We start from the raw sequence: 26,236 nt of genomic DNA, 5'->3' as shown, positions 1-26,236 counted from the left end.
GTCGAGTCGGTGTTCCACCTCTCTGTTGCCACCCCGGGCGGAAAGGTTGCCCACCCGCGCGGAATTTTTTCGACCGGTGGAACGGCGGGCAGGAGGCAGCCGGTCGCCGGCCCGGGGATCAGCCCTCGACGAGCACCCTCACGTCCCACGCACCGAAGCTGACCGGCGTGCCGTCGCGGATCGCGCGGCCGTCCAGGACGTCGGTCAGGTCCGTCGGTGCGGGCAGCTCGGCAGACTCCCAGTTCCAGTTGTGGACCACGTGCACGCGGCGCCCGTCCGGGGAGGTGCCGCCCCGGCCCCTGCGCCGCTCCTGGTCGGCGCCCCGGCGGAACTGACGCTCGGTCCGGCGGGCTTCGACCGGCGCACCGGTTCGCTGCACCGCCTCGCTGACCTCGAACTCGTCGACGTACGCCTGGGCGTGTGGCGGGCCCCGATCGACAACGACCTGCGCTCGATTCACGGGCGACCGCTGGTGGACGCCTGGCGCGCGGCCGGCCTGGACCGGTTGTGCCACAAGCTGCGCGAGGTGCGCGTCGACGCGGAGGAACTGGTGGTCCGCACCCGGGCCGCCGCGGCCGGGGTCGATTTCGCCCTGGCCACCGAGTACCGCTGGAGCGCCGACGCCGACCAGGTGTGGCTGACGGTCGCCGTCACCCCCGAGGGTGCCTGGCCCTGCCCGCTGCCTCGTCTGGGGCTCGCCCTCACCCTTCCCGGAGCAGGACCGGACACCGAGGTCGCCTGGTTCGGCCTCGGGCCGGGCGAGGCGTACCGGGACACCGCTGACGCCGCCCGCGTCGGCCGGTACCGCTCCTCCGTCCGCGACCTGCAGACGCCCTACGTGCTGCCGCAGGAGAACGGCAACCGGCGCCATGTACGGGAGGCCCGCATCCTCCCTGCGGCCGGGCCCGGCCTGCTGCTGACCGGAGCGCCCTGGTTCGACCTCACCGCCCGGCCCTGGACCACCGCCGCCCTCGACGCAGCGACGCACACCGTCGACCTACGGCCGGACGGGCACCTCCACCTCCAGCTGGACGCCGACCATCACGGCATCGGCAGCGCCGCGTGCGGTCCGCTGCTTCCGGCTCCGCACACCCTCGCGGCGGTCCCGACCACCCTCACGATCGGAATGACACCGTGCTGACGGACTCCTACCACTCCTGCATCGACAGGCTCTGGTACCGCCGCCCCGCCGACGCCTTCCTGGAGGCGCTGCCGCTCGGCAACGGCCGCCTGGGCGCCCTGGTGTACGGGGGCGTGCACACCGAGCGGATCGAGCTCAACGCGGACACTCTGTGGTCCGGGGGACCGGGCCCCGGGGACCGGGCGGGAGCCGCCGACCACCTGCCCGCCCTGCGGGAGGCGGTGCCGCGCGACCGCGACTACGCCCGTGCCGACTCGATCGCCGCCGCCCAGCACCAGGGCCCCGACACCGAGGCGTACCAGCCGCTGGCGGCCCTGCTGCTGACCTTCCCAACCGTCGGCGCGGTCGGGATGGAGGACGTGGCCGACTACCGGCGGGTGCTCGATCTCGACCTTGGCGTGCACACCGTCTCGTTCACCGCGGGTGGAGTGCGGTACCGGCGCGAGAGCTTCGTCTCCGCCCCGGCGGGCGTGCTGGCCGTCCGCCTGACAGTGGACACGCCCGGCGCGCTGTCTCTCCGTGCGAGCTTCACCACGCCCCACTCCGACGCACGGGTGACCAACGCGCCCGACAGCGAGGGCCTGTCGATCCAGGGCCGCGCCCCGGCGCGTGTTCCCCACGGGCAGGAGGCCTCGACCGCCTACCGGGCCGGCACCGGCACGGGCTTCGCCGCCGAGCTGCGGGTACGGGCCGTGAACGGCCGCGTCACCGCCGACGTGGACGGTGTCGAGGTCACCGGCGCCGACGAGGCGGTCGTCCTGGCCGCCGTCGGCACCGGATACCGGGGCTGGCGGCAGCAGCCCGGCGGCCCCGAGGTGGCGCTCGCCGAAGCCCGACGGTGGCTGAACGAGGCGGAAGGGCAGGACTTCGACAAGCTGCGCGCCGCCCACCTGACCGACCATCGGCGGCTCTTCGGCGCGGCCGGACTGCGTCTGCACGGGGCGGCCGAGGCGGACGAGCTGCCGACCGACGAGCGGCTCGCCGCCGCGAACGACGGCGCCGACGATCCGGGCCTCGCCGCCCTGCTCTTCGCCTACGGCCGCTACCTGCTCATCGCCTCCTCGCGGCCCGGCACCCAGCCCGCGAACCTCCAGGGCATCTGGAACAACGAGGTCGCCCCGCCCTGGAACTGCGACTGGACCTCCAACATCAACCTCCAGATGAACTACTGGCCCGCCGAGACCACCGGCCTCGCCGAGTGCCACGAGCCGCTCTTCGACCTCGTCGCCGACCTCGCCGAGTCCGGGCGGAACACCGCCCGGACCTACTACGACGCGCCCGGCTGGTGCTGCCACCACAACGTCGACCTCTGGCGCGCCACCAACCCCGTCTCCGGCGACCCGGTCTGGGCCAACTGGCCCATGGCCGGGCCATGGCTCGCCGCCCACCTGTGGGACCACCACCTCTTCCACGGCGACCGCGCCTTCCTCGCCGACCGCGCCTACCCGGCCATGCGTGAGGCCGCCCGCTTCCTCACCCACCTCCTGGTCGAGGACCCGGACGGCACCCTGTTCAGCTGCCCCTCCACCTCGCCCGAGCACCACTTCCGCTTCGACGACGGCACCCTGGCCGCCGTCTCCGCCGGCTGCACCATGGACTACTGGCTCGCCGCCGAGCTGCTCGACAACACCGTCGCCGCCGCGCGCGAGCTCGGCGTCGACCACGACTTCGCCGAGGAGCTGCGAGCTGTCCGCGCGCGACTCCGGCGCCCCGCCGTCGGGGCGGACGGACGGTTGCTGGAGTGGTGGGAGGACCTGCCCGAGGAGGACCCCGGCCACCGGCACCTCTCCCACCTCTACGGCCTCTACCCGGGCAGCGCCGTCGACCCGCTCGGTGACGACAGCCTGCTGACCCCCGCGCGCCGCGCGCTGGGCCGGCGCCTCCAGCACGGCGGAGGGGGCACCGGGTGGAGCCTGGCCTGGGTCGCCGCCCTGGCCGCCCGGCTCGGCGACGGTCCGCTCGCCGGACACGCCGTCTCACGCCTGCTGGAGACCTCCGTCGCACCCAACCTCTTCGACCTGCACCCGCCCCGGCTCTTCCAGATCGACGGCAACTTCGGCATCATCGCCGCGATCGCCGAGATGCTGCTGCAGAGCCACAACGGCATCCTGCGGCTGCTGCCCGCCCTCCCGCCGTCCTGGCCGGACGGCGAGGCACGCGGACTGCGCGCGCGAGGTGGCACGAGAGTAGACCTGAGTTGGCGTCAGGGTGTGTTGCGCAGCGTCGAGTTGCGCTCCAGGCGCGGCGGGGCGGTAGAGCTGAGCCTGCCCGGGGATGCGGGCCGCCAGCACGCCACCGACGAGGAGCGCCGCGAGGTCGTGCTGACCACCATCCCGGGGGACACCCGCCTGCTCAGGCTGAACCTTGCGGCGGGCCGTACGTACCGGCTCACCTTCCCGGAGGACGAAGCCGGACGCTGATCGGGTTGGTGCCCGCCGGCCCTGTGCGTTCCCGCGCACAGGGCCGGCGGCGCGTCAGGACGAGGTGCCGGTGACGGAGGTGCCCCAAGCCGTCAGGTGGTAGGTGACGGCCGCGCCGCTCCAGAAGCGCACCGTGAGCGTGACCGGCGCGCCCTGCTTGATTCCCTTGAAGAAGTCCGGGGTGAGGGTGAGGGTGCTGTGCGCGTAGTCGGGGACGAAGTCGCTGTCGAAGCCCTGGAACGCCGTCCAGCTGTTCGGGCCTGCGTTGCTGCCGTCGGCGTAACGGGCCTCCACCGTCGCCGGCACGTCACCGCGGAACTGCGCCGGGATGGTGAGACCACTCGTGCTTCCGTTGGCGCCGGACAGGACCGGGGTCGCGGAGGAGACGACGCTGATCGGCCACGGAGCCCCCGCCGAGAACGAGGCCGACAGCGTCGCGGCGACGCCGTACCCGTGGTGTGCCGTCAGCCGGGCGAGCAGGGCCGGGGTGAGGGTGAGGCGGTTGCCGGGCAGCGTGTAGTCCCGGCCCCGGACCAGCGCGGTACGGCCCTGGAACAGGCCGCGGAAGGTGGGTGCCGTTCGGGTTGAGGTCCAGGGTGCGGGCGGTGACCGGCCCCGACTTCGGGACGAAGACCTGGTCGCTGGAGGCGGTGCCCGAGCGGGTGGTCCAGCCGGCCCTGATCTCCGCGAACAGGCCCGGGTCCCGCCAGTGCAGGGTGGTGCGGTCCAGGTAGGCGCCGTTGTCCCACAGGAAGCCGGTGATCCCGTTGATCCGCTCCTGGTGGTCGATCTCCTCGAAGTACTTCAGCGCCTCTCCGCGCTCGACAATGCCCGGGTGGTTGAAGTCGGGGTAGCTGAGCAGCCCGTACTCGCCGAGGATGACGGGGATGCCCTTGGCGACGAACGTGTTGTGCATGCGTCCGAAGACGGTGGTCATGTCCCGCAGGCTCGCGGCGTCGAACGTGACCACGCCGGCGTTGTCGGAGCTGAACGGCCAGTAGCCGTAGTAGTGCAGGCTGGCGATGATCCGGTTGTCGTGCAGCGACGCGATGGTGGTCGCCAGGTCGTTCATCAGCGACTGGTCCGGCGTGTCGCCGATGGTGGGCAGGACCAGGAAGCGTGTCGCGTTCGCGCCGCCCGACCCGCGCACGATCCGGTGGAAGGAGGTGTTCAGCTCGTTGAGCAGAGCGGCCTTCTGAGCGTCCGTCACACCGGTGAAGGTGGGCTCGTTGACGCTCTCGAAGACCAGGTGGTCGGACTCGTCACGGAACGCGTGGGCGAGCTGCGTCCAGGTGGCGTTGTAGCGGGCCAGGACTCCGTCGTGGTCGGAGGGCATGCCGGCGATCCACTGCCAGGAGTCGTGGTGGACGTTGAGCACCACGTAGAAGCCGTCCGCCAGCGCCCAGTTCACCACCTGCTTGATCCGGGCGACGTAGGCCGGATCAATGGTGTAGCCGGGGCCGGAGCCCTGGTGGCCGCTCCAGGTGACCGGGATGCGGATGCTGCGGAAGCCCTGCGCGCGTATCGCGTCCAGCTGGGCCCTGGCGACCACCGGGTTGCCCCACGAGGTCTCGGCCGGGATGGCGTCGAGGCTGTTCCCCAGGTTCCCGCCGGGCTGCATGGCGGCCACTGCCGCCACGACGCTCGACGGCGCGTGGGGGACCGCCGCAGGCGCCTGGACGGTCGCGCCGCCGTTGGTCGCGCCGCTGTTGGTCGCGCCCGACGCGGTGCCGTAGACGAGCCCGCCGGCGGCGAGCAGCGCCACCGGCGTCCCCACCATGAGCCCGAGCCTGCTGCGACGGTGCCGTGCGGCCTGGCGAGTTGCCTTCATCTCTCAGTCCTTCGTGACGAACGAACGTGATCCGCTCCCTGGTTGCCGCGGGTGGACCGAGAGGTTGCTCGTGAGGAGGAAGAGAAATGGGTCATGTCGAGGCGATGGTCTGCGCGCACCAGATGGTCTTGCCGTTGGTGCTGTAGCGGGTGCCCCAGCCCTGGGTGAGCTGGGCGACGAGGAGCAGGCCTCGGCCTCCCTCGTCGAAGGCCCGCGCTCGGCGCAGGCGCGGGGTGGTCTTGCCGGCGTCGGAGACCTCGCTGATCAGGGACGTGTCCCGGATCAGCCTCAGGGCGTCGGCCACCAACCGGTCGCCGCGCTGCGCCAAGCGGTGGCGGTGCGGAGGGCTTCCTGGTCGAAGGCGTCGGGCACGGCGAGGGTGACCCTGACGAAGTCGCCGGCCTGGTCGTCTCTTCCGGGCATGGCTGGGGGGAAGCACCTGCGGGGGTGGGTTCTCGGCGGCCTGAGGAGGACCCACCCCGTGATCGGCCTGCGTCTATTGGATCGTCGCGGGCCCGAGCGGTCTCCAGGAGACCGCAGCGACTGTGAGCATGGCCACTGCGGCGACCCAGAAGACAGTGGTCAGTCCCAGGCCTTGGGCGAGGAACCCGCCGGTGATCGTCCCGATGGCGGCCCCGCCGAGGTCGCACAGGATTCGGACGCTGCCGACGCGTCCGCGCAATCCGTCGGGGACAGCCTGCTGGTAGAGCGTCGCGGCGACCGAGCCCCAGACCATGGTGTGGATGCCGAAGAGGATGAGTACGGGGGCGGCGATCCACACGTGTGTCGTCACGGCGAGCGCAGCATGTGTGAACGCCTCGATGAACAGGCCCGCGCGCAGCAAGGTGGCTGCTCGGTAGCGTTGTTTGAGGTAGCGGACCGAGAGGGTCCCGAGGGTGCCGCCGATGGCGAAGGTGGTCAGCAGCAGTCCGTATCCGAGGTCGGTCAGACCCAGGCGTTCGCGGACGTAGAGGACGAACACCGAGAATGCGGCGCAGAAGACCGTGTTGCCGATGCACATGCTGAGCGAGACGGCACGCAGCACGCGGTGGCGGGCGAGCCAGCGTGCTCCGGTCGTCACATCCCTGCGAAGCGGGGTGCGGGCCGCGCTGGTGGCCGCAGGCGCGGCGGTGCGGATGGGGCGCAGGGTCGCGATCAGCGCGGCGGCGAGAGCGAAGGTCACCGCGTCGGTGGCGAACGGCGCTGCGACGGCGAGGGCGAAAAGCCAGGCGCCGAGCGGCTTGGCCAGGAACTGGTTGCCGATGTTGAAAGTGAGCGAGAGCCGGGCGTTGGCTTCGGCGAGCCTGTCCTGGGCGACGACGGCCGGCAGCAGGGCACTGCTGGCGGTATCGGCGAGCGTGTCGGCTGTGCCGAGAGTGAAGAAGACGGCGTAGACGAGCGGGAGGCTCACCGCGCCGAGTGCCGCGGCGGCCGCCAGTACGCCGAGCGAGACCGCGCGCGCCATGTTGACGGCGACAATCAATCTGCGTCGGTCGAGCCGGTCGACGACGACCCCGCTGACCAGGCCGAACAGGAGCCAGGGCACCTGCTGGCTGAACGCCGCGACGGCGACGGGCACGGGCTCGCGGGTGATCGAGGCGACGATCATCGGGCCGGCAGCGAGGGTGATGCCGTCGCCGACGGTGGAGATGGCTGACGCGGCCCAGAGCGTGCGGAATCCCGCGCCGAGCGGCGCGGTGTTTCGGGCATACAAGATGTGCTCCTCGGTGGGAGAGAACGGTCGGAGAGTCCGAGTCCGTCTCGCCGAAGGAGCGACGGCGCAGATCGATGGTCTGCGCCGGGCGCGCTCAGCGCGCCCGCAGCTCCCGCGGCGGGGCGGTAACCGTGTCCAAGTCGAGGCGCATGCCAAATCCCCATCTCTCGATCGATATCCGCAGGCACGTTACTGGGCCGGGTAGCCACGACGCCATGGGTTTTTGCCCCGGGCGCCGTATCTCGAACGGAAACTGAACGACTTCACGTTTCGTCAGTTCAGCCGCCGTGCGCCCCGAGGAACTGCGCGCCGCACACCTGGAGGCCTTCCTGGCCCTGCACCGGCACCCCACCATGGCCCAGGCCCGAGAGAGGCCGCTCCCATCAGAACCGAGTTGGCCCGTAAGAGCGGCGCGCAAGGCGGAGGAACCCGTGGCACAGGCGGGGGTGAGGGGGCGTGGCCCACAGCCTGCGCTCGGCGCGTTCGCGTGAGCCGGAGACCAGCCGCTCCAGCACGGTGACCCCGGGCAGCACCACCTTCTTGTCCACCAGGCGCTTGGCGGCCGGGTCGAACAGCAGGGTCGGGCGCTCGGAGCCGATCCAGGCGCTGGTGCATCCAGCGGGCCAGGGCGAACCACTGGTCGAACTCGAACTTGGTGTAACCGTACGCCGCCCGGATCTGGTCCTGGTGGTCCCAACGGTGCTCCATCCGCCCGTAACCGGCCGGTCGCCCGCGGGCAGGCCCAACTGCTCGGCGACGTAGTCGACCACGACCCCGGGTACGTCCTCGGGGTCCTCCAGGAAGGTGCCCGGGTAGCGCACGGTCCCCAGCTGGACCGACCAGCCGAGCCGGTTCCGGGCGCCCTTCGCGGCTCTGGCCCGGCGCCGCGCGGTCTGGTCCAGCAGGAAGCAGCCCGCGAGCTGGCCCTCGTCGGGTTCCTCGCTGAACTTGCCGAAGCGCCTGCGCTGTTCCTCGCTGAGAAAGTTGGTGGGCACGCCCGACACCTTGGTCCTCGTCTCGATTCGCGCGCGACGATCGCAGCCGAGAAGTGCGCGGGGCCGGGAACCGGGGATACCGGCCCGTGCACACGGGTGACCTGGTAGAAGAGCGGGTCGGGCCAATCCATCGCGGTAGCCGGTGTGGCGGGCCTACGGGGCGATGTCAGCGGTGGCCCCTGCCGGTTCGATGTCGACACTGCGGCGCTGCTCGGGGCGGGTGAGCAGGTAGATCAACGACAGGGCCACCAGGCTCGCTATGACCAGCTCGGGTCACTCGGCCTGGCGCTGAACGCGGTGGTGCTGTGGAACTCCCGCTACTTGAACGCCGCGGCCGACCGACTGCGGGCCGAGGGCCACGAGGTCCAGGACGAGGACATGGCCCGACTGTCCCCGTTGGGCAGCACCCACCTCAACGTCCTGGGCCGCTACTCGTTTTCAGCCTCCCAGCCGGGCGAGGGACTGCGTCCACTACGCGACTCGGCCACCCCGGAGGACAACCCGCAGGAAGCGCCGAACCAGGCGCGTTGACGACAGCGTGGTGCGCTGACCGTGAGCCCTGCGCTATGAAGCCGTTGCCGGCGAGTCGGCTGTCGGGAAGGAAGTGGCCATATCGCTGGACAGTGCTTCTCGGTTGGTCAGAGATTCTTCCGGTTCCGGGCCTTACGTGGCCAGGACCGGCTCGGCGCCGTGATGGTTCGTCTACTGTTCCGCTATGAATCCAGGGATTCCTGACTATTCCGATCTCACACCCGCTGCGCTCGCCGAGGCGTGCCAGGGCGCCATCGACGGCTGCCGGGCCGACGTGGCCGCCATCGTCTCCATACCGGCGGGCGAGCGCAGTTACGCGAACACGCTGCTGGCCCTGGAGGAGGCACAGCAGCGGGTAGCGCTGGCGAGCGGCGCCTGGACGTTCATGGCCGATGTCGCGGTGGACCAGGCTCTCCGCGCCAGCGCGCGGGAGTGGAAGGAGCGCCTGGGCAAGTACACCGTCGGCCTCGGCTTCGACGAGGAGCTGTACCACGCGGTCCGCGAATTCGCGGACACTCCTGAGGCTGCGATGCTGACCGGCGAGGACGCCCGGCTGCTGGAGCACACTCTGCGCGACTACCGGCGCAACGGCTTCGGGCTCGCGGTCAGTGACCGCGAGCGGCTGCGTTTGCTCTTCGAGGAACTGGTCGAGCTTGAGTCGCGTTTCATGGAGGCGATCGGCGGCTGGCAGGACGGCATCGAGGTGGAACGGGAGGGCTTGGACGGGATGCCCGACTCCTTCATGGAGGGCCTGGAACGGGTCGGGGACCGCTACCGGGTCTCGCTGGACTACCCGGAGTACAACCCGTTCATGGCCAACGCGCGCTCCTCCCGGCTGCGGCGTGAACTGATGGAGCGTAACCAGCGGAAGGGCGGCCCGGAGAATGTGGCTCGGCTTGAACGGGCGATCGAGGTGCGCACCGAGATCGCCCGCAGCCTGGGCTACGACTCCTGGGCCGACTATGTGATCGAGCGAAGGATGGCCGGGACCCGCCTGACGGCGCAGACCTTCCTCGACGACCTGCGCGCCAAGGTCGCCGTCAAGGCGGCGCAGGACCTGGTCCTGCTCGCCGACGCCAACGAGGCCGCGCTGGGTTCACGCGAGGTCGAGCCGTGGGACCACACCTTCGCCGTGAACCAGCTCAAGCGCACCTCGTTCGCCGTGGACGACCTGGAAGTCGCGGCGTACTTCCCGCTCCAGGCATGCCTGGACGGGCTCTTCGACCTGATGCAGGAAGTGCTGGGAGTGCGGTTCACCGAAGCAGCCGAGGCGCCGGTGTGGCATCCGGACGTACAGGCCTATGACATCACCGAGGCCGACGGGGGCGAGGCGTTCGCCCGCTTCTACATGGACCTGTGGCCCAGGCCTGATAAGTACAAGCACGCGGAGGCAAATGTGCTGCGGCCGGGCCGGGCCCTGGCCGACGGGTCCTACCAGCAGCCCCTGGCCGCTATGGTCGCCAACTTCACCAAGCCCAGCACCGGTCGGCCCGCACTGCTGCGCCATGTGGAGATGCGGAACCTCTTTCATGAGTTCGGCCATGTCCTGCACGACACTCTGACCCGCACCCAGCGAGCGCGCTTCGCCGGCACCGCGACCGAACTGGACTTCGTGGAGGCCCCCTCACAGATGCTCGAACACTGGTGCTGGGACCCTGCGGTACTGCGGCGCTTCGCCCGCCACCATGCAACCGGCGCGCCGCTGCCGGGGGAACTGCTGGCCGGGATGGTCGCGGCCAGGAACGCCGACTCCGGTCTTGCCACGCTCCTGCAAATCTTCTACGCCTCTCTGGACCTGGCCTACCACTCCCCGGATTCGACGGCGACACCACCGCGACCCTCAGGAAGATCAGCGAGCTGCACGGCTTCACCTTCATCGAGGGAACCCACCGCCAATCCTCTTTCGAGCACCTGTTCGGCTATGAGGCCGGCTACTACGGCTACCTCTGGTCACGCATCCTGGCCGACGACATGTATACGCGATTCCAGTCCGCCGACCCCCTGGACCCGGAGCTCGGCATGACGTACCGCCGAACCGTCCTCGAACGCGGCGGCAGCATCGACGCCACCCGGCTCGTTAGCGACTTCCTGGGCCGCAGCCCCGACCACCGTGCCTTCCTGCAAAACCTCGGCCTGACCCCCGATCAGACTCTCTCCCCGAGGCGAGACGAGGCTGGGGTGGAGGAGTGACAGGGCACCTCGCCCGCTGTCGCTCTTGGCTGCAGCGACCCAAGGGCTGGCGCCGAGAAGGATCATGGTCCAGTGGGCCAGGCGGACCCGGAGCCATGACGGCGTGGGGCCGGGATCGAACGCTCAAGTGATCAGGCTCTGCGATCACGCCACCCGCAACTACACCACCATTACTGTCGTCGTGGCTGGGACGAATCGCCGGGCTGTACCAGATGCCAGTGCTCGACCTGCTGCAGCGCAACGTCGGTCTCCTCGACCTGGCGCTGCCGGTCGATCTCGACGTCAACCCCCGGCTGCGGTGCTCACGGCGCTCGCCGAGAAGACCGGCGTGGAACTCGCCCGGCTGCGGTCGATGACCCTGGCCGGCTGGGTGCCCTGGCTCTTCGACATGCTCCCCGTGCCGGCCCAGGACGCACAGCCGGTCTTCGACACCTATATCCGGGACAACGTCGGCTCTGTTCGCGCGCAAGGCCGCAACGCACCACGTCCTGCGATTCAAACCGGAATGGGTGCAGTTCCCCTGGAGTGAAGTGCTGAGAGTTCGTAACACGATCTTGCGGCTGTCCTGCGCCCACCCCGTTCTCGCACACCCGGTCGACCGCGATACTTGGAAGATGGACAGCTATCAGGGGGCGGCGACGCTGGAGTGGTGGGCCGATGGGTCGACGTGCCTGGGCGAGTTCGACGTGCAGGTATCTGTCTGCGTCGCCGACGGCAACTGGGCCTGTGAGGCGGAGCTTGGCCCTGAGCGCCTGTCGGACGGTCATCGCGAGGTCTTCGACCTCTTGATGGATCTCGATCCGGTCTTCACCCTGCGCTTCGATGAAGGCACCGAGATCCTGGTCAATGTCTTGAGGGCCGGGGATGGCCAGCGTCTGGCTCTTACGGTCTACGAGCCTGCAGAGCAGGCCGCCTGAGGCGACGCCAGCAGATGAGGCCGCAGGCGACTGAAACCAGGGCATCGTGCAGGTCGAGACGCCGCTCCCAGCGGACGGCGAGGCGCTTGAACTGGTGGAGCAGGGCGAAGGTCTGCTCCACCACGTAGCGGAGTCTGCCCAGGCCCTGAATGTCGGGCTGGCCCTTGCGGGAGATGACCGGCAGGATCCCGCGTCGACGTAGCTCGTGGCGGTTGGGGTTGCTGTCGTAGCCCTTGTCGCCGAGCAGGGCCTCCGGGCGCTTGCGGGGATGGCCGACTCTGCCAGCGACCGGCGGGACGCCGTCGACCAGGGCGAGGGTCTGGGTGACGTCGTTGACGTTGGCCGCGGTGGTGATGACATTGAGCGGGATGCCGCCGCCGTCGGTGATCAGGTGGTGCTTGCTGCCGGTCTTGCGGCGGTCGACCGGCGACGGGCCTGTCGCGGCACCCCCCTTTTCGCGCGCACGTGGGAGGCGTCCACGCACGCGCGAGTCCAGTCCAGTTCGCCGGCCGCCGCGTTCAGCTCCGACAGCAGTATCCGATGCAGCTGGGCGAAGACCCCGGCTTCCTGCCAGCGCTCCAGGCGCCTCCAGCAGGTTTGACCAGGGCCGAAGCCCAGCTCCAACGGCAGCTGCTGCCACGGGATCCCCGTGTGGAGCACGAATAGGATGCCCTGCAGGCACAGCCGGTCGGGTACCGGCTTGGGCCCGGGCGAGCGCTCGGGCAAGGGCGGCAGTATCGGCTCGACCATCGCCCACAACTCGTCGTCCACGACCCACGGCTTGACGCTCACACTCTCACGAACGGCTCAATCGTCGTACCGGCTACGGCTGACCATCGGTCAGCCGGTCCGCCCGCTCTGCCGGGATCTCGCCCTTCCTGCGCTTGCTGCTCGCGCAGAACGGCAGCGACAGAATCACCTCGGTGCCGCTCCCGTCGCCGTCTCCACCTCCGTCGACGTCGTCCAGGACGATGGTCTCCTTGTAGCCGCGAGGGACGTTCAGGTGGCCCTCGCGGGCCCGGAACTGGGCAGCGGCGGCGAGGTTCCGCCTCTCCTTCTCCGCCCATGTGACCGTCGCCTTGGGCCGCACCTCCGGGGCCAGCGGTTGCAGCCCGAGGACGTGCTCGCACACGGCTGCGCCGCGTCAGTCCGGAAGCGCTGGCCCGGTGGTGGCCCCGGAAATAGCCCGAGAACGCCGGCGGATCGGCATACTGTTGCTCGGCGTCGCTGCCGCAGTGATCGGATCCGCGTTGTGGACCGATGCCATCTCAGCCGTCCGGCAGTGGCCTTCGTCGGTACCGGCTGCGCGACGGGGTACAGCGCGTTCTCCGTATTCTTGTCGCGCCAGCCGACGTCGGTAGGATCGAACTGCGTGACTTGACGCTCAGGGAATGACGGCAGCGCATCGTAAAGGGAACGCGACCGCCCGAGCGTGTCGTTGGTCCACCCGGAGAGGGGAGCGTCGGTGAAGACACGTCAGAGGGACCGCGGGTCCCCGAACCCGCAGGCACCGTGGAGCGAAGTCAGGCCGCGGCTGTGGATGGGCGGAAACTTCTGGGCCCGCCCTGACGGTGAAGGGCAGACCGCCGTTGCCGGTGCTGAATTCGACCTGGTCATCAGCCTGTTCACCCGAACAGGCCACGGACCGAACCCCGGAGTCGACCATGTGATCGGCCAGATCCCCGACAGCCCACTGACGGCCGGGTAACTCCACACGGTCCAACAGCTGGCCGTCACCGCCGCAGAGGCCATACGGAACGACCGCACCGTTCTTTGTGCGCTGCGCCTCCGGCTACAACCGCTCCGGCCTCGTCGTCGCACAGACCCTGATCGAGCTGGGTCAGGACCCCGCCACCGCCATCGCCCTCATCCGACAGAGACGATCCCCCTGGGCCCTGAACAACCAGACCTTCGAGCACGACCTCGCCATCGGACTGGACGCCGCCTGCCTCCTGGCCGGACTCGAAACCCTCCCCTGACCAACAGCACTGTCTTGTTCACGCAACCGAGTATGCATGCCCGGTGCCGTGCAGCCTGCCCCTGCCGGTGCTACGCAGACGGCATTCACGGCCCCGCTTCGTCGAGGGACGGCTTGGCTCTGTAGACGATGTCGAACGGCACGGCGCCGTGGTGCCCGAGCACCAGGGTCGGGTGATCGTCCAGGAGGTGCCATGTCAGGTCTTCTCCATCGACCTGTTCGGCGCCGTGCCGGGACGCGAGGTGTGGGAACGCGAGGTGTTGGAGTGTCGTAGGCCGGGCCCGGGTGCCGGCAGGTGTGTGGTGTTCCAGCCACGTATCGGTGGATTCCTCGGTCGCCGACTGTGGTTGGGGGGCATACCGGCCGGTCTCGGTCGGGCAGGGCGGCGCTCCTTTACGGTGTCTGCCACTCCGCGCTGTGGCCGGTTCCCCACTGCCGCCTGTCACCACGACCGTGACGCCGACGATGATCAGCAGGAGTCCGGGCACGGTCGCGAGGTCGATTTCCTGTGCCAGCTGCCACCAGGCGGCAAGCGCGGCCACGGGGGTCTCCAGCAGGAGGACGACACACATCGTCGTCGCCGAAATCCTGCCGAGGGCGAAGTTCAGCGAGCCCAGCCCCAGAAGTTGAGGGAGGATGAGCAGCCCGAGCAGCGACAGTCGTGTGGACCTGTCGAAGTCCGTGAGCGGGATGTGGGTCAGCAGGCAGACCGCGAGGAGTTCCGACGCGCAGACCAGCGAACTGACCGTCGAATACAGCGGTGTGCTCACATCTGTGCGCGCCTTTTGGCTTAGGGCGGTGTACCCGGCCAGGGCCACGGCCCCCGCGAGGGCGAGCAGATCGCCCAGCAGTGCCGTACCGCCCGAGCGTATGTCCAGACCGCCGGCCGCGGCTGCTCCCACTACGGAGACCGCGAGACCGGCCCATGTCCGGCCAGACGTCCGGACGCCCTGCGCCGCGGCGACGAGGGCCTGCCAGACGGGCTGGGTGGCTACGAATGCCGTGGACATGGCCACCGAGGTCAGCCTGGTGCTCGTCATGAAAGTCGCGAAGTGGAGGGACAGCGACGTGGCCGCGAGGAAGCCGAAGACCATGGGACGCCACTGCTCCCGGCGCAGGACGCCGCGCTCACCGCGGACCACCCGCGCGAGCTCGCCACGGCGTAATACCAGGAGGAACGGCCCGAGTGTGGCGAAGCCCAGGGCATTGCGCCAGAAAGCCATGGCGAGCGGTGCGGCGGAGGCTGAGGCGGTGAGAGGAGCGGTAGCCGAGAAGGAGACAACGGTGACGACCATCGCCGCGACGGACAGTGGATCGATCCTGGCCTTCACGCGGAGATACCGCCGCCCGCGGCGACTCGGGCCGTGGCAGATGGCGGGTGCGCCGGTTCGTCACGCCGAAGTCCCGGCACTCGCCACCGCTCTGCCCACACCCGCGACCTGACATCTGCTGACCGCGGTCGCCATCGGCATGTCTGCGAGAGCTCTCCCGGCTCCAGTTCCCTGACCATGCGACCGAGTCTCCATGCCCCGCCGCCGCCCAGCCTGCCCCTGCCGGGGTCAGCCAACCGATCTCCGACACGGGAACGCTGCGCGATCTTGGTGGCCATCGCCAAGATGGCGCCGTTCCTGCCCTGGCGCGGGCGGGCGGCGATGGTCGGGTCGGCGAGTTCGCTCGTGGAAGGACCGTCAGAACGCCTTGGGTCCGGCCGTGTGGAACGGCTGGTCCTGCAACGGGTCATGGGGAGAGCTCGACTGGCACCTGGACCAGGTGCTGATTGTTCTTCTCCATCCTGGTGAGATGGAATGTGTCGTCTCGGACGGCGCCGCGCGATCAAGCACCGTAGCTATGATCTTCGGCGATACCCCGCCAGCCCGCTCGGGGGTTCTCCTCGGGGGCTGCTCTTGTGTCCCTGGCAAGCCGTGACGGTCCGTCGGTCATGCCGACGGACCGTCACGGGTGGGGGCGTCAGCAGCCGCCGGCGACCTGACTGTAGCCGACGTAGATCACGCCCGAGTAGTTGAAGCTGACGGTCGAGCCGCCGCCGCCCCGGGTGTCGCTGGCCCACTTGGGGGTGCCCGAGTCGGTGTAGAGGACGAAGTTCCCGTCGCGCTGGTAGACGACGTGGGTGGCCCCGGAGTTCATGGTGTTCGACGCCCAGCAGACCTCCCGGGTGCCCTGGTTGTGGTCGGTCTTGTACTCCACCAGGTTGCCGTCCGTCTGCATGTCCAGCTCCCAGAAGACGGCGGGGTCGCTGCTGTTCTGGGCGATCCACTGGCCCGCGGTCAGCTGTTCCCCCTGGCTGAGGGTGTTGCCGTACGCGGCCGCCGAGGCGTTGCCGGCGGTCGCGGTCATCAGCATCGGGATGGCGGCGGCCACTCCGACGATCTTGGCGATACGTGTGGTGCGCATGGGTGTCCCCGTAGATGGAATTGGGTGTATTGGATGGCGTCGGCAGCCGGGTATGGCTACAGACGCCCGTTGGGCCCCGCGGCCGCATCGCGCCGGGTGGAATGCGGCAGGAGCGACCGCTTCCGGGTGGGCGAGGTCAGTGAAGGCCATTGGCGGGCAATGTCGGTCACCGTGCCGGCCGCCGGGCAGCCGGGGCGGGGGTGACGGGTCAGGTGGGCAGGATGTTGGCGCAGTTGGTGCCGGAGGCGTTGTAGGTGGCGCCGACCAGGAGGTTGCCGGTCTGGGGTCCGACGATGCCGTCGACCTGCATCGATGGCACCGCGCCGTAGTCCTTCACGAGCTGCTGGTAGGCGCGGATCGCTCCTTCGGTGTCCGGCCCGAAGGAGCCGTCCTCGTTGAGGTGGTGCCAGCCGGGGTCGTTAATGTCGTTGAGCAGGTGCTGGACGCACCACACGCCGTCGTAGGTGTTGGTTTGGCCCGGGCCGACCCACGGGGTGCTGGGATCGCTGTTGGCGCTGGCCACGCCGCCGAGGGCGCCGGCAGCAAGGACTGCGGTGACCGTCACCGTGCCGAGCCGGATTGCGAGCTTTGTGCCGATCATGGTTCTCCTCGAAAAGGGGAAGGGCTTTGACAATGACGAATGGCAGGAGGGCAGCGCGGATGTGTGTCGCTGCGAGTCGATGGCAGAACAGCTGGCGTGTGTCGCCTGCGCGCGATCTTGCGACGTGACCGTGCGAAGTCATGCCATCGACGTTTCTCAGGTCCCTTGGTACTGGGCATATTGGTGACCGCGCCGGGGGCCTGAGCGTTCTGTCGAAGACGGGGTCAACTGTGTGGCGCGTTCGCCGGGTGCATCTGTCGGTGCATCAGGTGAGGTGGTAGTACCCGATGAGGTTGGCTCCGTCGCTGACCGGCTGGTAGTGGGTGTAGGCGCCGGTGAAGGGCTGGTCGATCATCATGGGAACGCCGTCGACTGTGCCGGTGTAGACACCGACGTGGTCCGGGTCGCTGGGGCCGCCGCTTCCGAAGAAGGCCAGGTCGCCGGGGATCGCGTTGGCCAGGGACACCGTTGTGAAGCGCGGGTTGCTGATCTGGTCACCGGTCGCCTGGCCGATGTCGCCGGCGCCCGCCTGCCAGTAGAGCCAGCGGGTGAAGCCGGAGCAGTCCAGGCCCACCGTGTGGTCGGCCGGGCACGGAAGGATGGTGCCGGTGTAGCCACCGCAGGTGCCGATGGAGGGGCCGGTGTCGCTGTCGTGGCCGCCGCCCCAGACATAGGGGATGTTCTGCGTGAGTGCTGCCCGGGCCTCGCTCACGATGGCGGCGTAGCGGGCCGACCCCAGGTCGGGCGGGGTCTGCGGTGCCGGCTGCCCGTACAGCTTGGCCTTTGTGGTCGGGTCGGCCACGCCGGTGGCCGGGAGTCCGACGGAGGTCTGGTAGGTGGAGACGGCGTTGGCGGTGGCGGGGCCGAAGCTGTGGTCGATGGTCAGTCCGGCGCCGTGCGAGTTGAGCAGGTTCTGTACTTCCTCCACGCAGCCGTCGTTCTCGCCCTGCTGGATGTCGACCGCGCAGCGCGGGGAACCGAGGTTGATCGGCGTTGCCGGGTTCACGTAGTAGAGCGCGCCCCGGGTGGCCGAGCCGACCAGGCCGTCCGCCGTCAGGCCGTTGGCGCTCTGGAAGGATTTGACCGCGGCCAGGGTGCCTGAACCGAAGGCGCCGTCCACCGTGAGTGAGGTGCCGTGCTGGTTGAGCAGGGTCTGCAGCTCCGTGACGCAGCCGTCGTCCTCGCCCTGCTGCACCACGCTCGGGCAGGAGGGGGAGGAGAGGTTGATCCGGTCAGGCACGGTCGCGGCGGAGGCCGGGCCGGCGGCCAGGCCGAGGAAGGCCGCCGCCAGTGCTGGGGCCAGCAGTCGGGTGGTCCGACGCGCGAGGGTTCCCTTGACGGGCATGAAGGTCCTTTCAGAGGACTGTCGTGGGATTGGTACGGCGCCGTGGCGTGGCAGAGCCATGGGGCTACCGGGCACTGCGGTACTGGGGTGTGCTTCCTTGCGGCCGGGGGGCTGCTCTCGATTTTCTGGCCGATCGCTCAAGGGTGACTGCGCTCGGCACACCCGCACCGGGGCCGCCGATCCCAGCGCCGGTTCGCCCGCGCCGAGACGGGCTCGACCAGGTGAACTCATTCGTCGCTCCGTGACACGCCGCACCCATCGCGCAAAGTTCGGATCTCGACAGTCAGAGACCTACGCAGGGTGCGGCGTTCGTCATGTCACGACACGAATCGACCCACACCAGGAAGCGAGGAGCCCTAAATCGCGCCCCTGCCCCCGGCTAATGCGACCTGTCCTCGACTGGATGCCGGTCGGGGACAGGGATCGCTACAAGTTCGGTGACTCTGTGGTCAGCACCCGTTGTGGTATAGCTTTGAGCCGACCCACAGGGAGCCGTTATCGCTGAGGTTGACGTACGAGCCCCCTCCACCCGCGGTGTGCGACGACCACGCCGCGAAACCGCCCGGGGTGTAGACCACGAAGTTGCCGTCCGACTGATACGTCGCATGGTCAGCCCCGGAGTTCATGGTGTTCGATGCCCAGCACACCATCCTGTTTTGGGGGCCGGCGGTCGGGTCGCCGGTCCAGGCGTACTCGACAAGATTGCCGTCTGACTGCATGATCAGCTGGAAGTACGTGCTGGTGCCGGTGGTGCCGATGATCGAGTCCCCAACGTTGAGGGTCTGACCGTGGTACAAGGCATACGTGACGCTGTCCGCCGAAGCCGTTCCGGCCACACCGACGACGGATGCCACCGCTGCGGCGCCCGCGATGAGTGCCTTGGTCGTTTTGCGCATGGACTTCATGATCCCACCCCTGTCTCGTTCAGCTGCCACGCGTGCTGGTGGCTAGCGTGATCAAAATGGCTCTGTCTGCGCGCTGTGAAACGCACATCAGATGTGTGACGTCCCGCACCCTCGATCCGTGCGGCTGCCACGGCGGCCGCCGCGCCGATGGCAATGCGCGTCGTGCGCATGTGGGCCCGTACTGATGAGCCGAGTGTGCTGGACGGCGCTGTGGAACTGGCTTGTCGCAGAAGGCCCCTGAGACGCGGCTCCACCCTGCCGGGCGGCACGCGGCGGTAGCAACCTTGATCCGGTGTCTCCGCGTCCCAATATGCTTGCAAGGCTCTGACCTGCGGATTGAGACGTCTCGCGATGCGAAGCGCACGCCACAACCTGCTGACGTCCACGGGGACCGACGCCAACAGTGCGGGGACTGCGACGCGGCAACCAGACTGGGCCGCCCCATCGACCAGGCCCAGCAACCGAGCTGCCCGTCCCGACGACACAGCATGAGATGCGTCGAGGCAGGTTCGAGTTCGGGTTCGGCTTGGACATGCGTGTCAACTTCCCTTGGGTCAGAGCGGGTGCCCCCGGCGGATGTTCGTCCTTCGGCTTGCGTGAGTCGGCCGCTCGCCTTGTCGGCGTCGGGTTGTGTGCCGATGGCTGCGGCGTCTGGTGATCATTTGAGTGAGACCAGGCGCCTGCTTCCTGACAAGATGAGCTTGCCGGTAGCCGGTAACCGGGCAGCAACGGGCTGGCAACGCGTCATCTCAGCTGGGCCGTGACACTCCTCGCCGAGCGTCTGCTGTCCTGGTGACACAAGCCGGATCAGCCCCACACTCCTACGGAGGGCGTGCAAGAATGCGCTTCAGTCTGCTCGGTCCGCTGGCCGTCCATGACGGTAAGACGGCCCGTACGATCGACAGCCCGAAGGCACGGGCTCTCCTGGGCGTTCTCCTGTTGCACCCGAATCAGCGGGTTTTGACCGACCGTCTGCAGGAAGCCCTGTGGGGTGCGCATCCCCCGACTACGGCCGGCGCCTCACTGAAAAACCACATGGCCCGACTGCGCCGGGCGCTGGCCGAGGACGGCAGCGACGAACCACGCATCCTGGCCGCCCCCGGGGGATATGCCCTGCGCGTTGGCGAGGGGGAACTGGATGCGGAGGACTTCACGGCCGCGCTCCGGGACGCACGCGCCGCCTACCTCCGTCAGGACTGGGAAACTGTCAGTCAGGAGACCGAGAGCGCCTTGGGGATGTGGCGCGGCAACCCGCTGCCGGAGCTGGCGGACCTTGCCGACGCGCAGCCCCGGATCGAGCAGTACACGGAAGCCCGGTGGCAGGGTTTGGAGTGGCGAATAGGCGCGGAGCTGGCCTTGGGACGCCACCACGGGCTGGCCCCGGAACTCACCGCGCTGATCGCCGAACAGCCCTTGCGTGAGACGTTCCACCGGCAACTGATGCTGGTGCTGCACCGCACCGACCAGCAAGCGGAGGCGCTGGCCGTGTTCCGCCGCCTGCGCCGCGCGCTGGTCGACGAGCTGGGGGTCGAGCCCGGAGCAGGCGTCATGGAAGCTCACCAGGAGATCCTGAAACCCCATACCGCCAGGACCGCGTCGGCGAATTCGCCCGGGACGAGCGCGGAGGAGGTACCGCCGACGCCGACCGCGCGCTGGACGCCAGCTCAACTTCCCCTCGCTTCAAGGAATTTCGTCGGCCGTAGCGAACACTTCGCGACACTGACGAAGACACTGACGGCCTCAGCCGCGACAACGAGCGTGGCAGTGGTCAGCGGCATGGCAGGGGTCGGAAAATCGTCCCTCGCGGTCCAGGTAGCCACGTCGCTGTGCGACAGCTTCCCGGGAGGGCAGCTGTTCCTCAACCTGCACGGTGCCACGGCGGGAGTCTCTCCGCTGGCGCCTATCGAGGCGTTGACCGCGCTGCTGACGGCGCTGGGCGTCGAGGCTGGGCTGGTGCCAGTCGACATTGATGCCGCCTCAGCTCTGCTGCGCTCCATGCTTGTCTCGACGCGCACCCTGATCGTGCTCGACGACGCGGCCTCGGCGGCCCAGGTGCGCCCGCTGCTGCCGGCAGACCCCAGCTGCGCCGTGCTGGTGACCAGCCGGTCGCCCTTGACGACCTTGGACACAGATGCCCGGATCACACTGGAGCCGCTGTCGCAGGGCGAGAGCTTTGAACTCGTCGAGCTGGCCTCCGGACGTGAACGCCTGCACGCCGACCTCGCCGGGGCCGAGCGCCTGGTGGAGCTCTGCGGCCGACTGCCGCTCGCCCTGCGCGTCGTCGCGGCCCGGCTGGCCGCGCGCCGCGCCTTGACCGTTCAGTCGCTGGTCCAGTCGCTCGTGGCCGAGGACGGACGGCTGGATCATCTCGACTACGACGATCTCAGCGTGCGCCGTTCCCTGGCCGTGGCCTACGAGGCCCTGTGCCAGTCCCAACAACGCCGGGATGGAGACGCCGCGCTGGCGCTGCGGCGCCTTGGCGCCTTGGATCTGGACAGGTACGACGCCAGGGCGGTAGCCCGTCTGATGAACGTCGACCAGAGCCGCGCGACTGCTGCGCTGGAGCGACTCGTCGACGTCGCGCTGGTCGAGGAACCGCGTCTGGGTAGATACGAGCTGCACGACCTGGTCCGTGATTTCGCCCATGAGGCCGCCGAGCATGGCGATACCGTCGGGGAGCGTGCGGATGCCGTCGATCGAGCACTGCGCTGGTACGCGGCCACGGTCGGGCAGATGGACCTGCTTCTCGACCCTTCGGCCGCCACAGCCGGCAGAAGGGCACGGGGAATCGCGCTGGATGACGGTTCGGCGTTCCCCGCCGCCGAGTGCGCCATGGCCTGGTGCGACTCGGAGCTGGCCAACATCGTCGCTCTGGTTAACCGCTACGTCCAGATTCCAGCCGCCCGGCCCCAGATTCTCCACCTGGTCAGGGTTCTGTTCTCCTATCTGATGCGACGGGGCTGCATCCCTGAACTCCAAGCCCTGAACGAACGCGCCCTTATCGCCGCGCAGCAGGACGGAGACGTGTTTGCCGAGGCCCACGCGCTGGGTGATCTCGCAGCCGCGAACTTCCGGTCCGGAAATCTCCAGGCTGCCCTCTCCTGCCTCGACGACGCACTCGCCATCTGGCGGCAACTGGAGGATCCCGCAGGAGAGGAGGCGATGCTGGGTAACAAGGGCATGATCCTGATCTTCCTCGGGCGCCATGATGACGCTGTTGTCACCTTGAAGCGCACTCTTGTCCTGGCCCGGCGGCGCGGCGCAGCGTTCGAGGAGGCACTGGCCTTGAACAGACTCGGGACTCTGTACGAGCGAGTCGACGCGCGCGTCGCCATCGACTACCAACTCCGCAGCCTGGAGGTGGCCAGCGTCCACGGCCTTCGAGGCGTACAGTGCTCGGCCCATGAAGGCATCGGCTGCGCATATCTCGTGCTGGGAGAACCCGAGGAAGCCCTTCCGTCCTTCGAGACGGCGCTGGGGCTCCTCGATGACGACACGGACTGGAACATCATCCAGACGGCCCGCCTCGGGTTCATCCGCGCGCTCCGGGATCTCGCACGGCATGACCAAGCTGCCGATGAGTGCCTGTACCTGCTCGATCTCGCGCAAGCCCGCGACGACACCTACGTCCAGGGCCTCGTCCGACACCAGTACGGTTGCGTCATGCGCGCCCTGGGCAACCCGAGGGAGGCACGCCAGCAATGGCAACTCGCGCGGCAGTGCCTGGACGGCACCGACGCCGCCGACGTTCTCAGCGACCTCGTAGTCCTTCTGAACGGGACCGAAACGGGTGGCGAAGTCCGCTTCCGGGGCGATGTCACCGTAGCCTGCGGGGCCCAGGGTGACGATGGTGAAGTACAGGGCGCCGACGCGCCTCAGGCTTCCCGCGAAGCCCGCCGAGTCCAGATGGGACAGCGTCAGGGAAGTGATGGCGAACAGGATCACCAACAGCGGCAGGGAGACAGCCAGGGCTCCGGCGGCACGTAGCCGGGGCGGGTCGGTGGCCAGGACCCGCCGCCCATGCCCCCGTCGCTCGACCACTGCCGCTGTCCGTCCATGGTTCAGGCCCGGGACCGGCTCTCCCATCAGGCCGAGCTGACCCGTAAGAAGCTGGCACGCGAGGCGGAGGAACCCCAGGCGCAGCAGTCGGTGGTGTGAGCCGTCGCGGCAATCTCGCCGCCCTCGAGGTCTCGCCCGCGGTCAACAGCGTCCGCAACAACGGCCCGCAGCTCCCTGGCCCACCCGGGCCCGCCATTACCGCCTCCTGAGCGGCGGCCTGCACCCGGGCGCAGGGCACCGCGTTGGTATCCGGGGCCTGCGTGGGCCCCTGCTGAAGATGGGGTGCGGTTCGGGGGTCCACGCAGGCGGGCGAGACTTCGGGGTCTCCGCGGTTGGTACGGGGGCTCGCCGGCCCCGTCCGTGCCACCCATCCTCACCCGGCCGCTGGTGCCCGGGTGGTGGCGACATGCGGCAATCGGGTGAGGGCCCCGGGGGAGTAACCACACTCCCGGGGGCTACTGTTGAAACCGCAACCATATGGGGAATTCGAGAGCATCCACAGTCGCGTACGCGTGTTCGGCACAACCCCGGCCAATCCGAGTTCCTGGCCCGGGCGCCGCTGCGCACTGTGCCGGCGCTGCGCTGCGCCGGGCCCGGCGTGCGGTCCGGGTGCACGCGGTGGGGCCGCTGTGAGCCGCCGTGGACACGGTCGTGGTGCGGGGCGAGGCCGGAAGCGTTCCAGAGTGGCGGCGGGCCGGCCACAGGGGACAACCGTTCCTTCCGGGGCGGTTCCGGCCTGGCCGCCGGTGTGGTCACGGCGCTGACCGTCCGGGAGGGACACGTCGGCGTCCGGGCAGAGGGCCGGGGATGCTGTTGCGGTCGTGCTGGCCGGGGCGGCGCCGTGATTCGTGTCCGCGCTCCGCCCCGGCCGCCTCGCCGTCCCGGACCTTCCGTCGCAGTCACCAGAGCCGGCCAAGGGCCCTTCCGACCCGGCTTCCGGGCACCTTTCCGCACCCCTACGACCTTTGGTTGTGTGGTCTCGGGCGCACAGGCAGGGATTCGCTCCGGGCCGCGAGCCGCCTCTTTCGCTCCAGGTCCGCGCGGGCCTCCGGGCTGCCTCACGCTGTTCGGCTGCGCCCGGCCAGGTGGCCGGCCGCGAGGAGGGGCGCGGAGGAGAGCAGCCACGGGCGGGCTGAGGCAACCGCAGCGACAATCGTGGTGCGTGACGGATGTCGGTGGCGTGGGAGAAGATCGCGGGATTGAGACGCGAGGGCCAGGACGGGGGAGTGGCAGACGAGAGCGAGCCGGACACCGCCACCGCGCCCGCGGCTGCCCGGCCGACGGCCAAGCGGCCCGCGCGCCAACGCGGCCGGGTCCACTTCCAGGGTCCGGGCGGAGGTCCTGACCGCACTCGGGGTGCTGAAGGTGGTGACGGCCGATCAGCTGTGGCGGCTGCTGCGCCCGGAGGCGCGGGAGAACAAGTTCGCGCGCGCGGCGCTCAACGATCTGGAGCAGGCGAGGCTGGTGCACTCCGAGGGCCGTGCCAGTGCCGGGCACATGACGTGGGGGGCTGACCGCTGCGGGCCGGGATGCCGCGCAGCAGGCCGGAGGCTGGGCCGGGATGGGCACGGTCCTGTCGTGGACCTCCGAGGTGGTCCACGAGGCACCGAACAAGCGGCGCGCGCAGGCCGACGCCGTCCTGCGTGTCCCCCGAACACCGCTGCCGGGTCAGGGGGCGGCAGGGGGCTGGAAGGCGTTGGCGTTGCGCGCGCACCAGTGGGCGAACGTGCGTGGCCTGCGCCTGAGCAGCCGCTGCACGGTGTCGGTCCGGAAGCCGGCGGTGTCGGCGCGCATGAGCGTGAATGCCTCGGTGATGGCGTCGGCAAGCGCCGGGGGTGCTCCGTTGGGGAAGCGGGACTGGAGAGCCTGGGCTGGTGTGACTGCCTCGCGGACCTCGATGTCGCGGCCGATCGCGGCGGCGATGATCTGGACCTGCTCGGTGACGGTCAGCGATTGTGCGCCGGTCAGGATGTATTCCTTGCCCTGGTGGCCGTCCTGGGTGAGGGCCAGGGCGGCCACCGCGGCGATGTCGGCGGGGTCGATCGGTGCGTGGCGCCCCGGGCCGACCGGGTCAAGGACGTACCCGTCCTCGCGGATGGTGGGCGCCCATTCGAGGGCGTTGGTGGTGAAGCCGCCGGGTCGCAGGATCGTGGCGGGGATGCCGCAGGCGCGGACGATCTTTTCGCGCTCGTGGTGCTAGCGGCCCATCGCGGGCATCGGGTCGCCGATGACGTTGATGGAGGACAGGTGCACGATGTGGCTCACCCCGGCGGCCCGGGCGGCGGAGACGGCATGGGCGGTGTGAGTGGTGCCGATGCCCGGCGTGAGGAGGAACAGCTTGTCGACGCCGGTGAAGGCGGGCGTCAGCGTCGCAGGGGCGTCCAGGTCGCCGACAGCGCGTTCGGCGCGTTCGGGCAGTGCGGCGGCGCGGGCGCGGTCACGCACAAGGATGCGTACCCTGGCACCCTTCGCGTCGAGCTCGCGGACGAGCTCTCGGCCGATGTTTCCGGTGGCTCCGGTGACCAGTATCATTCGGACTCCGTATAGACGCTAGCCGACTAACGATTGACGTGAAGACGCTAGCCGGTAACTGATTAGCCGTCAATCGACCTGCTGGTGCCCCGATCGACACCCACCGGAGACCGCGATGCCCGAGTTCCTGGACCTGCACAGCAGAACAACGAAGGCGCTCCGGGCCCTGGCCGACGGGGTCATGCGGCACCACGGCCTGCACCTGGGCCAGAACCACCTGCTCGCCGTGCTGTGGGAACAGGACGGCCGCACACCCGGAGAGGTCGCCAGCGCGCTGAGCGTCACGACTCCCACCGTCGTCAAAATGGCCACCAGGATGACCACCACCGGCCTGCTCACCCGGCGCCGCGACGACCGGGACAACCGCCTCGTCCGCCTCTGGCTCACCGACGCGGGGCGCGCACTGCAGGAACCGATCGAAAAGGAACGACGTTCGATGGAGGAAAAGGTCACCGCAGACCTCACCGAGGCCGAACGCGAACACCTCCTGAGCGCACTGGCGAAGATCCACCGATCGGCCAGCGGTCTACTGGGCGAGCCCGGCGGCCACGCCGACCCGGCCGACACCTGAGACGCCGTCTTCGTATCGGTCATGGTGAGCGCGGGTTCGATTGCGTCGACTCGGTGGACTGAACTTCCGGTGGTCGAGGCATGCAAGTAGGGCC

Annotated in this window: 24 protein-coding genes and 3 pseudogenes; 11 read left to right on the top strand and 16 right to left on the bottom strand. The window is 69.5% G+C overall.

All coding sequences use genetic code 11. The features are described from left to right. Positions 1 to 118: 118 nt before the first annotated feature. The gene (locus tag ABH925_RS14700; protein ID WP_370147985.1) at positions 119 to 265 is read right to left on the bottom strand and encodes a Beta-galactosidase C-terminal domain; all 147 of its coding nucleotides are present in this window, start codon (positions 263 to 265) and stop codon (positions 119 to 121) included. Between ABH925_RS14700 and ABH925_RS14695 the strand changes: the two genes are divergently transcribed. Continuing rightward, the gene (locus tag ABH925_RS14695) at positions 260 to 1,141 is read left to right on the top strand and encodes a beta-galactosidase small subunit (protein ID WP_370147983.1); all 882 of its coding nucleotides are present in this window, start codon (positions 260 to 262) and stop codon (positions 1,139 to 1,141) included. The genes ABH925_RS14700 and ABH925_RS14695 overlap by 6 nt on opposite strands. After that, complete coding sequence (locus ABH925_RS14690; RefSeq protein WP_370147981.1) at positions 1,135 to 3,561, top strand: glycoside hydrolase N-terminal domain-containing protein; 2,427 nt, start codon at positions 1,135 to 1,137, stop codon at positions 3,559 to 3,561. The genes ABH925_RS14695 and ABH925_RS14690 overlap by 7 nt, the downstream gene beginning before the upstream one ends. A 54-nt stretch (positions 3,562 to 3,615) precedes the next feature. Here ABH925_RS14690 and ABH925_RS14685 read toward each other — a convergent pair whose 3' ends face one another. The 6 genes and pseudogenes from ABH925_RS14685 to ABH925_RS14660 form a co-directional block, all read right to left on the bottom strand. After that, complete coding sequence (locus ABH925_RS14685) at positions 3,616 to 4,074, bottom strand: hypothetical protein (RefSeq protein ID WP_370148309.1); 459 nt, start codon at positions 4,072 to 4,074, stop codon at positions 3,616 to 3,618. Positions 4,075 to 4,354: 280 nt separating this feature from the next. After that, positions 4,355 to 5,182: pseudogene (locus tag ABH925_RS14680) on the bottom strand (glycoside hydrolase family 5 protein); the annotation flags it as partial. A gap of 301 nt (positions 5,183 to 5,483) precedes the next feature. After that, positions 5,484 to 5,684, bottom strand: a pseudogene (locus ABH925_RS14675) (ATP-binding protein); the annotation flags it as partial. Further along, positions 5,681 to 5,815: a hypothetical protein gene (locus tag ABH925_RS14670; RefSeq protein WP_370147979.1), complete on the bottom strand. Its 135-nt coding sequence runs from the start codon at positions 5,813 to 5,815 to the stop codon at positions 5,681 to 5,683. The pseudogene ABH925_RS14675 and the gene ABH925_RS14670, both read right to left, overlap by 4 nt. A 73-nt stretch (positions 5,816 to 5,888) precedes the next feature. Beyond that, positions 5,889 to 7,106, bottom strand: coding sequence for an MFS transporter (locus ABH925_RS14665; protein ID WP_370147977.1), 1,218 nt, complete (start codon positions 7,104 to 7,106; stop codon positions 5,889 to 5,891). Between the two features lie 383 nt (positions 7,107 to 7,489). Continuing rightward, the gene (locus ABH925_RS14660) at positions 7,490 to 8,101 is read right to left on the bottom strand and encodes a DUF4158 domain-containing protein (protein WP_370147975.1); all 612 of its coding nucleotides are present in this window, start codon (positions 8,099 to 8,101) and stop codon (positions 7,490 to 7,492) included. A 144-nt stretch (positions 8,102 to 8,245) separates the two neighbouring features. Between ABH925_RS14660 and ABH925_RS14655 the strand changes: the two genes are divergently transcribed. The 5 genes and pseudogenes from ABH925_RS14655 (at position 8,246) to ABH925_RS14635 (ending at position 11,739) form a co-directional block, all read left to right on the top strand. Then, positions 8,246 to 8,632, top strand: coding sequence for a Tn3 family transposase (locus ABH925_RS14655; RefSeq protein WP_370147973.1), 387 nt, complete (start codon positions 8,246 to 8,248; stop codon positions 8,630 to 8,632). A 184-nt stretch (positions 8,633 to 8,816) separates the two neighbouring features. After that, positions 8,817 to 10,445 (top strand): annotated as a pseudogene (locus ABH925_RS14650) (M3 family metallopeptidase); the annotation flags it as partial. Positions 10,446 to 10,480: 35 nt separating this feature from the next. Next, positions 10,481 to 10,822, top strand: a complete 342-nt coding sequence (locus ABH925_RS14645) for a M3 family metallopeptidase (protein ID WP_370148307.1) — start codon at positions 10,481 to 10,483, stop codon at positions 10,820 to 10,822. 298 nt (positions 10,823 to 11,120) lie between these two features. Beyond that, complete coding sequence (locus ABH925_RS14640; RefSeq protein ID WP_370147972.1) at positions 11,121 to 11,351, top strand: hypothetical protein; 231 nt, start codon at positions 11,121 to 11,123, stop codon at positions 11,349 to 11,351. An 85-nt stretch (positions 11,352 to 11,436) separates the two neighbouring features. Further along, the gene (locus ABH925_RS14635) at positions 11,437 to 11,739 is read left to right on the top strand and encodes a hypothetical protein (protein WP_370147970.1); all 303 of its coding nucleotides are present in this window, start codon (positions 11,437 to 11,439) and stop codon (positions 11,737 to 11,739) included. Here ABH925_RS14635 and ABH925_RS14630 read toward each other — a convergent pair. Beyond that, positions 11,705 to 12,489, bottom strand: a protein-coding gene (locus ABH925_RS14630; protein WP_370148306.1) for an IS5 family transposase whose coding sequence is annotated in 2 segments (ribosomal slippage) — positions 11,705 to 12,195 and positions 12,195 to 12,489 — 786 coding nt in all. Because the reading frame shifts where the segments join, the coding sequence is not laid out codon by codon here. The two genes, ABH925_RS14635 and ABH925_RS14630, sit on opposite strands and share 35 nt — an antisense overlap. Positions 12,490 to 12,562: 73 nt before the next feature. After that, on the bottom strand, positions 12,563 to 12,871 hold the full coding sequence (locus ABH925_RS14625; protein ID WP_370147968.1) for a helicase associated domain-containing protein: 309 nt from the start codon (positions 12,869 to 12,871) through the stop codon (positions 12,563 to 12,565). A gap of 643 nt (positions 12,872 to 13,514) precedes the next feature. Here ABH925_RS14625 and ABH925_RS14620 point away from each other — a divergent pair. After that, entirely contained in the window at positions 13,515 to 13,718 is a 204-nt protein-coding gene (locus ABH925_RS14620) for a hypothetical protein (RefSeq protein WP_370147966.1), read from the top strand. Positions 13,719 to 13,803: 85 nt separating this feature from the next. On the opposite strand, the gene ABH925_RS14615 is transcribed toward ABH925_RS14620, so the two are convergent. The 5 genes from ABH925_RS14615 to ABH925_RS14595 all read right to left on the bottom strand — a co-directional run bounded on the left by ABH925_RS14615 (position 13,804) and on the right by ABH925_RS14595 (position 18,971). Then, complete coding sequence (locus ABH925_RS14615) at positions 13,804 to 15,048, bottom strand: EamA family transporter (RefSeq protein WP_370147965.1); 1,245 nt, start codon at positions 15,046 to 15,048, stop codon at positions 13,804 to 13,806. Positions 15,049 to 15,685: 637 nt separating this feature from the next. Then, the gene (locus ABH925_RS14610) at positions 15,686 to 16,129 is read right to left on the bottom strand and encodes a hypothetical protein (protein ID WP_370147963.1); all 444 of its coding nucleotides are present in this window, start codon (positions 16,127 to 16,129) and stop codon (positions 15,686 to 15,688) included. 208 nt (positions 16,130 to 16,337) lie between these two features. Beyond that, on the bottom strand, positions 16,338 to 16,730 hold the full coding sequence (locus ABH925_RS14605; protein ID WP_370147962.1) for a peptidoglycan-binding protein: 393 nt from the start codon (positions 16,728 to 16,730) through the stop codon (positions 16,338 to 16,340). Positions 16,731 to 16,995: 265 nt separating this feature from the next. Then, positions 16,996 to 18,075, bottom strand: a complete 1,080-nt coding sequence (locus ABH925_RS14600; RefSeq protein WP_370147960.1) for a peptidoglycan-binding protein — start codon at positions 18,073 to 18,075, stop codon at positions 16,996 to 16,998. A gap of 449 nt (positions 18,076 to 18,524) precedes the next feature. Then, complete coding sequence (locus ABH925_RS14595; protein ID WP_370147959.1) at positions 18,525 to 18,971, bottom strand: hypothetical protein; 447 nt, start codon at positions 18,969 to 18,971, stop codon at positions 18,525 to 18,527. An 849-nt stretch (positions 18,972 to 19,820) separates the two neighbouring features. Here ABH925_RS14595 and ABH925_RS14590 point away from each other — a divergent pair. Together ABH925_RS14590 and ABH925_RS14585 are read left to right on the top strand one after the other, a co-directional pair. After that, positions 19,821 to 22,967: a BTAD domain-containing putative transcriptional regulator gene (locus ABH925_RS14590; protein WP_370147958.1), complete on the top strand. Its 3,147-nt coding sequence runs from the start codon at positions 19,821 to 19,823 to the stop codon at positions 22,965 to 22,967. A gap of 33 nt (positions 22,968 to 23,000) precedes the next feature. Next, positions 23,001 to 23,138 carry a hypothetical protein gene (locus tag ABH925_RS14585; RefSeq protein ID WP_370147957.1) on the top strand — a complete coding sequence of 46 codons (138 nt, stop codon included), beginning with the start codon at positions 23,001 to 23,003 and terminating at the stop codon, positions 23,136 to 23,138. 1,569 nt (positions 23,139 to 24,707) lie between these two features. Here the strand turns inward: ABH925_RS14585 and ABH925_RS14580 are convergent. Further along, complete coding sequence (locus tag ABH925_RS14580) at positions 24,708 to 25,058, bottom strand: hypothetical protein (protein WP_370147956.1); 351 nt, start codon at positions 25,056 to 25,058, stop codon at positions 24,708 to 24,710. A 177-nt stretch (positions 25,059 to 25,235) separates the two neighbouring features. Further along, on the bottom strand, positions 25,236 to 25,571 hold the full coding sequence (locus ABH925_RS14575; protein WP_370147954.1) for an SDR family oxidoreductase: 336 nt from the start codon (positions 25,569 to 25,571) through the stop codon (positions 25,236 to 25,238). Between the two features lie 115 nt (positions 25,572 to 25,686). Between ABH925_RS14575 and ABH925_RS14570 the strand changes: the two genes are divergently transcribed. After that, positions 25,687 to 26,142, top strand: a complete 456-nt coding sequence (locus ABH925_RS14570) for a MarR family winged helix-turn-helix transcriptional regulator (protein ID WP_370147952.1) — start codon at positions 25,687 to 25,689, stop codon at positions 26,140 to 26,142. The last annotated feature ends 94 nt before the right edge of the window (positions 26,143 to 26,236 follow it).

The organism is Streptacidiphilus sp. EB129, assembly GCF_041262645.1.
In the GTDB taxonomy this organism is placed as follows: domain Bacteria; phylum Actinomycetota; class Actinomycetes; order Streptomycetales; family Streptomycetaceae; genus Streptacidiphilus.
This window is presented reverse-complemented; position numbering and strand designations above follow the sequence as displayed.

Excerpts from the sequence above, each read along its gene's own strand:
- ABH925_RS14670 (WP_370147979.1), bottom strand. The coding sequence starts at position 5,815 with ATGCCCGGAAGAGACGACCAGGCCGGCGACTTCGTCAGGGTCACCCTC.
- ABH925_RS14635 (WP_370147970.1), top strand. The coding sequence starts at position 11,437 with ATGGACAGCTATCAGGGGGCGGCGACGCTGGAGTGGTGGGCCGATGGG.
- ABH925_RS14610 (WP_370147963.1), bottom strand. The coding sequence starts at position 16,129 with ATGCGCACCACACGTATCGCCAAGATCGTCGGAGTGGCCGCCGCCATC.
- ABH925_RS14605 (WP_370147962.1), bottom strand. The coding sequence starts at position 16,730 with ATGATCGGCACAAAGCTCGCAATCCGGCTCGGCACGGTGACGGTCACC.
- ABH925_RS14600 (WP_370147960.1), bottom strand. The coding sequence starts at position 18,075 with ATGCCCGTCAAGGGAACCCTCGCGCGTCGGACCACCCGACTGCTGGCC.
- ABH925_RS14595 (WP_370147959.1), bottom strand. The coding sequence starts at position 18,971 with ATGCGCAAAACGACCAAGGCACTCATCGCGGGCGCCGCAGCGGTGGCA.
- ABH925_RS14590 (WP_370147958.1), top strand. The coding sequence starts at position 19,821 with ATGCGCTTCAGTCTGCTCGGTCCGCTGGCCGTCCATGACGGTAAGACG.
- ABH925_RS14585 (WP_370147957.1), top strand. The coding sequence starts at position 23,001 with ATGCCCCCGTCGCTCGACCACTGCCGCTGTCCGTCCATGGTTCAGGCC.
- ABH925_RS14575 (WP_370147954.1), bottom strand. The coding sequence starts at position 25,571 with ATGATACTGGTCACCGGAGCCACCGGAAACATCGGCCGAGAGCTCGTC.
- ABH925_RS14570 (WP_370147952.1), top strand. The coding sequence starts at position 25,687 with ATGCCCGAGTTCCTGGACCTGCACAGCAGAACAACGAAGGCGCTCCGG.